This is a genomic window from Daejeonella sp., from assembly GCF_030695525.1.
Taxonomy (GTDB): domain Bacteria; phylum Bacteroidota; class Bacteroidia; order Sphingobacteriales; family Sphingobacteriaceae; genus Daejeonella.
On sequence record NZ_JAUYSS010000062.1, the window covers coordinates 1 to 9,906 of the forward strand.

Genomic DNA, 9,906 nt, shown 5'->3' on the forward strand with positions numbered 1-9,906 from the left:
GCCTTTAGGCGGGTTGTAATCGGCGTGATTAATTCGGGCTTCAGCCCCACATATAGCAGGTTAGAAAATAACGTAAACCGGTGCTTCAGCGCCGACAACATTTAATCGGGCTGAAGCCCGATGCGGGTGTTCCGGTATAAAAGGATTATTTTGGGCTGAAGCCTGGAATATCCCCCTTGTATACCCCGCTTAAAAGCGGGGCCTATTGAGCGAGTGCGCTAATAGCCGGGCTTGCTTTTTGAAATCAGGAAATAAAATCGTTCACGATACTTTTTACAAGGATATTTTTAAACATTTTATTTTTACCGGACAACAGTGGTTGAGAATTGACAGTTGACAATTGAGAAATGGAAACAAATAAATAATGTATTGGAGTGTAATTTTTAAATGAGCCAATAAATTGCTAACCAACAACTAACCAACTGACAACAAAGCTATATGAAAAGAACAATCATCCTTCTGACAGCATTAACTCTAATTTACAGTTTTGCTTCAGCACAGGATATTCAGGGCTATCAAAAGCCACCCCAGCCAATATTAAGCCTGTTCGAGGCACAGGTTAGCCCGGATATCAGGATAAGCACGGAGGGAGAACGGATGCTCTTGCTTGAAAAGGACGACCTTCCATCCATTACAGAATTATCCCAGACTGAGCTCCGCCTTGCGGGTCAGAGAATAAATCCTGCAAACAACGGACAAAGCCGTAACGCTGCTTACAAGGGCATAAAAATTCTGGTAGTTAGTTCAGGGACTGAATATACCCTGACAGGGCTTCCAAATAAACCCCGGCTATCGGAAATTACCTGGTCGCCTGATGAAAGCAAGATCGCCTTTTTACATAATGCAGAAAAAGGCATCGAATTATGGGTAGCTGATCTTAAAACCTTTCAGGCAAATCGTTTAAGTATTTTTTATATCAACAATACTTACGGTAACAGCTTTATCTGGAACCCTGACGGGAAGAGCATTATTGCAAAATTTGTACCTGATGGCAGAACTGCCTTAGCAGCACAAAATATAAGTCCCGAAGAACCTTTAATTCAGGAAAATCTGGGCAAATCAGCTCCTGTTCCAACATATCAGGATCTTTTGAAAAATCCATACGATGAAAAACTCTTTGATTATTACTTCACATCACAGTTAAAGCAGGTTAATTTGCAGGGGGAATCGGCCAATTTCATGCAGCCTGCAATCTTTCGGTCGATGGAATATTCACCTGATGGCAAATTTTTATTAATGGCGAACATAAATCGTCCTTATTCCTATCAGGTTCCGATAAGTGCATTTCCGTTTACAACATCAGTTTTTGACCAGGATGGAAAATTAATCAAAAAGTTATATGAAGCACCATTGGCAGAGAATATTCCTGCCGGATTTGATGGGGTTCCCAAAGGACCTAGAGCATTTGGCTGGCGGGCCGATAGGGGAGCAGTTCTGTACTGGGTTGAAGCCCTTGATAATGGAAATCCTGCTCAGCAGGCCACTATACGCGATATTGTATACACACAATCCGCTCCATTCAATCAACACCCGCTTAAACTTGCGGATTGCTATTTCCGATTCAATTCCATTGTCTGGGGTGATGATAAGGTTGCTATATTAACCGAACGCTGGTGGAAAACCCGGTTTGAGAGAAGATCTTTTATAAAACCATCCAATGTGAACTTCAGGGTTAATCTTTATGACCGCTATTTTGAAGATGGTTATACTGACCCGGGAGTCATTTTAACCCGAAAAAATGGGTTTAACAGAAATGTACTTCTGACTGAGTTCAATGCCTTAAAACGAATCAGTGATTCCGACAACGTCAATATTTTCACCATCAGTGATGGAGCTTCACCAGAGGGCGATCGTCCATTCCTTCAAAAGTTCAATATCAAGACTAAGCTCATGGATACCTTGTTCAGATCGGCATCCCCCTATTATGAGCGACCTTTATTTTTTAATAATGGAAAATTCATGATCAATAGCCGGGAATCCGGTGATTCGGTTCAGAATTATTTCCGAATCAACCTTGAGGACAAAAGCTATACCCGATTAACTAATTTTACAAATCCATACCCTGAACTTAAGGGAGTTAATAAGCAGCAGATAAGCTATAAAAGGCTGGATGGAATTACATTAGGAGGTACGCTCTACCTGCCTGCTGGATTCAAAAAAGGAGATCCACCTCTTCCGGTGCTGATATGGGCCTATCCGCGTGAATTCAAGACAGCAGCAGCAGCCGGCCAGACAAAAGGATCTCCCCATAAATTCAGTATTATTGGAAAAGCATCACCGGTATACTGGGTAAGCCGCGGATATGCCGTTCTCGATAATGCAGATATGCCGGTAGTTGGAGAAAGCAATGCAGAGCCCAATGACACCTTTGTAGAGCAGATCAGGTACAATGCTGAAGCTGCAATTAACCATCTGGTGAATATGGGGGTTGCCGACCGGAAACGGATTGCAATCGGAGGCCATTCTTATGGCGCCTTCATGACAGCCAATCTTTTAGCCCATACCGATCTTTTTGCAGCCGGCATTGCAAGAAGCGGTGCGTACAACCGTAGCCTGACCCCTTTTGGATTTCAGGCTGAAGAGCGTACTTTCTGGCAGGCTCCGGCAGTATATACCCGGATGTCGCCTTTCGCCTTTGCCGATAAGATCAAAACGCCTATTCTGCTTATCCATGGGCAGGCAGACAATAATTCAGGGACTTTCCCAATGCAAAGTGAACGCTTTTATACTGCATTAAAAGGGCATGGTGCTACTGCCCGTCTGGTACTTTTGCCAGCAGAGTCGCATACCTATCAGGCAAAAGAATCTTTATTGCATATGCTCTGGGAAATGGACAGATGGCTGGAGAAATATGTAAAGAATAAATAATTCTTATATCTAATTATACATTTTCCTTTACTTTAGTGAAAGGTCAGTGCCTGGCTCAATTCTTTAAACAAACCTGATAATTCAATCTAATGGATAGAGTTTCTAATTTTACAAATAAAATAAAATCCTCATATACAACTAAAGGTGAGAGCATTTACTTAGGGGCGGGTATACTTGACGGCGAAATTATCGCCGCCGCAGAAGTAAATCTTTCCTTAAAAATGATGAATCGCCACGGCCTGATTGCCGGTGCAACCGGTACAGGAAAAACCCGGACGCTTCAGCTGATTGCAGAACAACTTTCTGATGCCGGTGTTCCGGTTTTCATGCTGGATGTAAAAGGCGATCTCTCAGGTTTGAATCTCCCGGGATTCAGCAATCCAAGAATTGAAGAAAGAGCAAATGCACTAAATATTAACTTCAGTCCCTCGGGATTTCCAGTCGAACTATATTCACTTTCAGGAAAAAAAGGCGCCCAGATGCGTGCAAGTGTGCTTGAATTTGGCCCGGTCCTGCTTTCAAAAATTCTGGGATTGAATGAAACTCAGTCGGGAGTGATGGCAGTGATTTTCAAATATGCCGATGATAACAAGCTGCAACTGGTTGATCTCGGCGACCTGAAAAAGGTGATATCCTATCTTTCGAGTGGACCCGGTGCTGCCGAGATCAAGGAAAGCTATGGCAGTATTTCCGGATCTACTTCTGGAACAATACTTAGAAAAATAGTGACTATCGAGCAGCAGGGACTTTCGCAAATTTTTGGGGAAAAATCATTTGATATCCAGGATATGTTCAGTCGTATCGATGGTAAAGGAGTGATCAGCCTACTTAATATCTCAGATGTACAAAATCAGCCAGTTCTGTTCTCAACTTTTCTTTTAAGTCTGCTTGCCGAAATCTTTTATTCAATGCCTGAAGCCGGTGATATTGAAAAACCCAAATTGGTTTTCTTTTTTGATGAAGCACACCTACTGTTCAAAGACTCACAAAAGGCTTTCCTTGAACAGATAGAAACGATTATCAGACTAATTCGTTCAAAAGGTATTGGGGTATTTTTCTGTACCCAAAGTCCAATGGATGTTCCTGACACTGTACTTGGACAATTGGGAAACAGAGTCCAGCATGCCCTCAGGGCTTTTACACCCAATGATGTAGAAGCATTAAAAAAAACAGTAAATACTTATCCACGCTCTGAATTTTATGAAATAGACCGTGTTCTGACCTCTCTTGGTACTGGCCAGGCATTAATTACTGTCTTGAATGAAAAAGGTATTCCAACTGAGGTAGTTGCTACCCATCTGATACCGCCCAGGGCAGTGATGGGACATATGTCGGAAGCTGATTGTGATACCCTGATGCAATCCAGTTCGCTTTATCAGAAGTATCAGGAAGTGATTGACCCCATTAGCGCACATGACATTCTGACCCAGCGTATTAATGAAAAAATGGCGGCGGATGAAGAAAAAAAAGAGCAAAATATAGAAAAAAGGCCTAGTTCGAGAGCAGAGAAAAGTACATTCGAAAAGGTGGTCAATGCTCCGATTACCAGGCAAATCGGCACGGCTATTGTGAGAGGTTTGTTCGGAATGCTGACAGGCAAAAAGCCTCGCATACGATACTAAAATATTAAAACCTTTATATTTGTACATATCAAGGTTAAACTTAAATTTCAATTTCAATCAGAAAATAGCATGAAACCTACTTTAGTGATCCTGGCAGCTGGAATGGCGAGCCGATATGGCAGTATGAAACAAACCGATGGATTCGGACCTAATGGAGAGACCATAATTGAATATTCTATCTATGATGCAATAAAAGCAGGTTTTGGTAAAGTAATTTTTGTCATAAAGGAGGAATTTGCAGAGAATTTCAAAGGTATTTTTGAACCTAAATTAAAAGGAAAGATTGAAACAGATTACGTTTTTCAGACTTTTGACCTGAAACCTTTCGGCATTGATATTGAAATTGAAAGATCAAAACCCTGGGGAACCGCACATGCTGTTTTAGCTACACGGGATGTCGTTAAAGAACCCTTTTGTGTGATTAATGCCGATGATTTTTATGGCCGCGAATCTTATCAGAAAATGTGTGATTTCCTGAATGATGGAGTCTCCGATACTCAATTTTCGATGATCGGATTTCAGATCGATAAAACACTTTCAGAGCATGGATATGTTTCAAGGGGAGTTTGTGAAGTGGATGAGGAAGGCAATCTGACAGAAATCCATGAACGGATCAAAGTATATTTTAAACCCGATGAAGCCGGGAACAAAAATATCGTTTTTGAAGAAGAAGGCCGTGAATACCCGATCAGATCTAACTCAAGGGTTTCTATGAATTTCTGGGGCTTTACACCAAAAATATTCGAATTATCAGCAGGTATTTTTAAAGATTTTGCACTGGCTAATTCGGATAATCCTAAAGCAGAATTTTTCATACCACTGGCCGCTGAAAAGCTGATCAGAGATCGTGTGGCAAGCTTTAAAGTTATCCCGACACAAAACCAATGGTTTGGGGTAACATACGCTGAGGATAAACCCATTGTTCAGGCCTGTATTGACAGGCTGGTGGCCGAGGGTGAATATCCACAAGATCTGTGGAAATAAGCATTTATTAATGAGCCGGACCGATCTCAAAATCAATCCGGCTCATTAAATCATTTCAATGCCTGTACACCTACCTAATCAATCCGTCCCGGCAATAAGCTGCGCATTAAGTTCAGCATCAATCTTTCGGTTCCATTCCTCCTGTTTAGCTCTATTCGTGCCATGATTGGTTTCCTGATCATATCTCTCCTGTAAACGGTTCATCTCACGATAGAATTCCAAATATTCAAAGTTGATAATCCCTTCATAATTATCAGGATTCAGCTTTTCTGAAAGAAGCTTTGTTTTAAACCGCTCTGCAATCACTTTTACAAGGTCAAAATGCCGCTGTTCATGATTCAGACTATAAGTACTCTTTATCATTGCTAATGCCCATGAGGCACTTTTCATCATATAAACTTTAAGATTTATATGAATCAGAATGAATCCTTCTTTATATTCCCGCTGCATATCATACCCGAAGGATGGAAAGATAGCCGCCTGAAATCTCGCATTCGCTGGAGGTCTAGCCTGAAAGTCATCAAAGCTCAATAATCTTGCCCTTTGATAATATACGGTATCCATATCCTGTTCCTCGAAATTGCTAAAAGAAAGTTTCAGTCCTTTGGCGAGAAGAACATTTGTCGCCGACTCCTTTTTAACCCAGTCATAAATATACTTCAAACTATTGGCAAGAACTTTTCTTAATGCCGGTTCAATATATTCTGAACTTTGAACAGAACGGTTATATTTCAGGCTCGTGCTGTAGGTTGTCAGGGGCTGAATTCCCCAATCCTTTTCAAACTCAAATTGAACCTTAAGACTTACTAGTCCCGAAACATGAGTATTTTCATTACTTTCCCGGATTCTACACTCCAGAATGCGGATAATAAGCTGCCTACCCCCGGTATTCCTGGGCAATCCATCGATCATGAAGTTAGAAATGGCATTTTTACTACCCCCAATAATATCTGAGGAATAGCTTTTCAGCTTCCCGCTTCCATCCTTGTACCATAAATTGGCAAACACCTGTTCCGGATCACGGGCATCAATCACTTTTCCGATATAATAATCCCATTCAGCATTTTGAACTTTCTCAGTCTTAAGGCGAATTGGTTCGGGCTGGGCAAAACCGCCTGTAGAAGTAAAGAAAATACTTACAAGTAACAGAATGACAGAAAATACAGGGCGATTTTTCACTTTAAATGAACGAATTGGGATTGAAAATGTTGTTATTCAATTGAAAGTTGATAGTTGACAATGGGAGTTCTTGATTAGCGAAAAAACATTCGTCTTGTCTTGAGTTCTTGATTCTTGGTTCTCAATACTCTATACTCTATACTCAATACTCTATACTCAATACTCTATACTCAATACTCAATACTCAATACCAAAAAAGGCTGCTCCCATACGGAAACAGCCTTTGCCTTTCAAAAGAAATAATCTTACTTCTTATCGTCTTCTTTTACTTCTTCAAAGTCTACATCAGTGACCTGATCACCTGCATCCTGAGCCGAAGCTTCGCCCTGAGGCGCATCCTGGCCTGCACCGGCTTCCTGAGAAGCCTTATACATCTCTTCAGATGCAGCGTTCCATGCAGTTTGAAGTTCAGCCTGGGCAGTATCCATTGATGCGAAATCTTTAGCAGCATGCGCATCTTTCAATTTTTTCAAGCCCTCTTCAATAGGTGCTTTTTTATCATCCGCTAATTTATCACCATACTCTTTGAGTTGTTTCTCAGTTGAGAAGATCAGTGCATCGGCAGCGTTCAGTTTATCAACCTCCTCGCGTGCTTTCTTATCCGACTCAGCATTTGCTTCTGCCTCATCTTTCATTTTCTTGATCTCTTCATCAGTCAAACCTGAAGAAGCTTCAATACGGATTTTCTGTTCTTTATTGGTTGCTTTATCTTTTGCAGCTACGTGCAGAATACCGTTAGCATCAATATCAAAAGTAACCTCGATCTGTGGAATGCCACGTGGTGAAGGCGGAATGCCATCCAGGTGGAATCTTCCGATCGTTCTGTTCTGATTAGCCATTGGGCGTTCACCCTGCAGGATATGGATCTCAACAGAAGGCTGATTATCAGAAGCTGTTGAGAACACTTCAGATTTTTTTGAAGGAATTGTTGTATTTGCTTCAATCAGTTTGGTCATTACACCACCCATAGTTTCAATACCTAATGAAAGCGGGGTTACATCAAGAAGCAACACATCTTTAACCTCACCAGTTAAAACACCACCTTGTATCGCAGCACCGATTGCTACAACCTCATCCGGATTCACACCTTTAGAAGGCTCTTTTCCAAAGAAAGCTTTAACTGCATCCTGAATCGCAGGAATACGGGTAGAACCACCAACTAATATAATTTCGTCAATATCTGAGGTGCTTAAACCAGCGTTTTTAAGTGCCTTTCTGCAAGGATCTATCGTACGCTTGATCAGGCTATCAGCCAATTGTTCGAATTTTGCACGGGTTAATGACTTCACAAGGTGCTTAGGCATACCATCACCAGCCGAAATGTATGGAAGGTTGATTTCTGTCTGTGCTGTACTTGATAATTCAATTTTAGCTTTCTCGGCTGCTTCTTTCAAACGTTGTAAAGCCATAGGGTCCTTACGCAGATCGATTCCTTCATCACTTTTAAATTCATCTGCCATCCAGTCAATGATTACTGCATCAAAGTCATCCCCACCAAGGTGAGTATCACCATCGGTAGATTTCACTTCAAATACACCATCACCTAACTCAAGGATAGAAACATCATGGGTACCACCACCGCAATCGAATACTGCGATCTTCATATCCTTATGTGCCTTATCCAGACCATAAGCAAGTGCTGCCGCAGTAGGCTCATTGATAATACGGGATACTTTTAATCCCGCAATCTCGCCGGCTTCTTTGGTTGCCTGACGCTGAGCATCGTTAAAATATGCAGGAACAGTAATTACCGCTTCAGTTACCTCATGACCTAAAAAGTCTTCAGCAGTTTTCTTCATTTTTTGAAGAATCATTGCTGATATCTCCTGTGGAGTGTACAAACGGTCGTCAATTTTTACACGTGGTGTATTATTATCTCCCTTCACTACCTGATATGGTACTCTTGTAATTTCATTTGTTACCTCACCGAAGCTGTTACCCATAAATCGTTTGATCGAAGAAATGGTTTTAGTCGGGTTTGTGATCGCCTGACGTTTGGCCGGATCCCCAACCTTACGCTCTCCATTATCTACGAATGCTACAATTGAAGGGGTAGTACGCTTACCTTCGCTGTTTGGAATAACTACAGGCTCATTACCCTCCATTACTGATACGCATGAATTTGTAGTTCCTAAGTCTATACCAATTATCTTTGCCATATATAAAATCTTAATTTGTTACAGTTTAATATTAGTTAATTATCAAGCCTTGTGCCAAATGATGCAAAACCCGAATTGACAGTATTTTATTCTCCAAGTATGCATTAACAGGGTTTTGACAAATGACAGGATGGCAGTACTCAATTGAGAGTTGACAATTGATAGTTGACACCCGATAGCTATCGGATGGGGAATTGGAAATTGGGAATTGGAAATGGAGAGTGGAGAGTGGATAGTGGAGAATTGGGATTCCTGAGTAGGATAACTATTTCGTCTTGTCTTGATTCCTGGTTCCTGGCTCTTGATACTCAATACCCAATACTCAATACTCAATACTAACCAAAAAAAGCCCCTTACGGAGCTTTCTTCTTGATTAGTTGTATTAATATTACTGTTGTGTTACGGTATAAACTACCGGTACCACATTCAATCCTGTTGCTTTACCTGCGTATGCACCACCAGCACCGATCAGGTAAGAAATATTGAATTTGTTTGTAGAGTTTGAACCGTTCCATGAAGTGTTCGCTGCGGTAATAACTGTTGCTGCTGTTCCGCCTGTTACCGGTAAGGTTACTGCAGAACCGTAAGTGATCCCTGCTGTATTACCACTGTTGGTAGCTCCAACTGCTGAAGTAATCTTAACTGATCCCGGTGCAATTGCTGCTGAACCTGTTACCGTTCCTGCAATAGCTTTAACTACATAACCTCTTGAACTGGTTACACTCACATGGTCAGTTGCAAGGGCAGTGATACCATTCGTATATTTTGTTTCTGTATCGAAGTTTACATCCAATGATGCCGGCTGAGTTACACTGAATGAAAGTACATCAGAAATAGTGATGTTCAAATTTGCAGTCTGTGCAAATGATTTAGTACTTAATAATGATACTGCGATTAATGCGAAGGTGATGATTACTTTTTTCATGATTATGTTTATGTCTGTTTTAAATTTTATCAATGTTTGATAATACATAGACAAATAACAGACCAAGTGCCACAAGACCTAAAAAGAGGGTTTTTTGAGGAAAATGAGGAAATTTTAAGGGATAATATTGCCCAAATGGGGAATGAGGTACTCAAGGGAGTATTGAGTA

6 protein-coding genes are annotated in these 9,906 nt (G+C 41.1%); 3 read left to right on the top strand and 3 right to left on the bottom strand.

The window, feature by feature from the left end; translation table 11 throughout:
* Nucleotides 1-438 precede the first annotated feature (438 nt).
* The 3 genes from Q8S11_RS14535 to Q8S11_RS14545 all read left to right on the top strand — a co-directional run bounded on the left by Q8S11_RS14535 (nucleotide 439) and on the right by Q8S11_RS14545 (nucleotide 5,474).
* Nucleotides 439-2,868: a prolyl oligopeptidase family serine peptidase gene (locus tag Q8S11_RS14535; protein ID WP_305662845.1), complete on the top strand. Its 2,430-nt coding sequence runs from the start codon at nucleotides 439-441 to the stop codon at nucleotides 2,866-2,868.
* Between the two features lie 89 nt (nucleotides 2,869-2,957).
* Nucleotides 2,958-4,490 (top strand): helicase HerA-like domain-containing protein, encoded by a 1,533-nt coding sequence (locus Q8S11_RS14540; protein WP_305662846.1) that lies wholly within the window; start codon nucleotides 2,958-2,960, stop codon nucleotides 4,488-4,490.
* Between the two features lie 69 nt (nucleotides 4,491-4,559).
* Complete coding sequence (locus Q8S11_RS14545) at nucleotides 4,560-5,474, top strand: sugar phosphate nucleotidyltransferase (RefSeq protein WP_305662847.1); 915 nt, start codon at nucleotides 4,560-4,562, stop codon at nucleotides 5,472-5,474.
* A gap of 78 nt (nucleotides 5,475-5,552) precedes the next feature.
* Here the strand turns inward: Q8S11_RS14545 and Q8S11_RS14550 are convergent, their stop codons facing one another.
* The 3 genes from Q8S11_RS14550 to Q8S11_RS14560 form a co-directional block, all read right to left on the bottom strand.
* Nucleotides 5,553-6,653: a hypothetical protein gene (locus Q8S11_RS14550; RefSeq protein WP_305662848.1), complete on the bottom strand. Its 1,101-nt coding sequence runs from the start codon at nucleotides 6,651-6,653 to the stop codon at nucleotides 5,553-5,555.
* A 245-nt stretch (nucleotides 6,654-6,898) separates the two neighbouring features.
* Entirely contained in the window at nucleotides 6,899-8,812 is a 1,914-nt protein-coding gene (dnaK, locus tag Q8S11_RS14555) for a molecular chaperone DnaK (RefSeq protein WP_305662849.1), read from the bottom strand.
* A 388-nt stretch (nucleotides 8,813-9,200) separates the two neighbouring features.
* A complete protein-coding gene (locus Q8S11_RS14560) occupies nucleotides 9,201-9,737 on the bottom strand; it encodes a hypothetical protein (protein ID WP_305662850.1) in 537 nt (178 codons plus the stop codon).
* Nucleotides 9,738-9,906: the final 169 nt, after the last annotated feature.

Excerpts from the sequence above, each read along its gene's own strand:
- Q8S11_RS14535 (WP_305662845.1), top strand. The coding sequence starts at position 439 with ATGAAAAGAACAATCATCCTTCTGACAGCATTAACTCTAATTTACAGT.
- Q8S11_RS14540 (WP_305662846.1), top strand. The coding sequence starts at position 2,958 with ATGGATAGAGTTTCTAATTTTACAAATAAAATAAAATCCTCATATACA.
- Q8S11_RS14545 (WP_305662847.1), top strand. The coding sequence starts at position 4,560 with ATGAAACCTACTTTAGTGATCCTGGCAGCTGGAATGGCGAGCCGATAT.
- dnaK (WP_305662849.1), bottom strand. The coding sequence starts at position 8,812 with ATGGCAAAGATAATTGGTATAGACTTAGGAACTACAAATTCATGCGTA.
- Q8S11_RS14560 (WP_305662850.1), bottom strand. The coding sequence starts at position 9,737 with ATGAAAAAAGTAATCATCACCTTCGCATTAATCGCAGTATCATTATTA.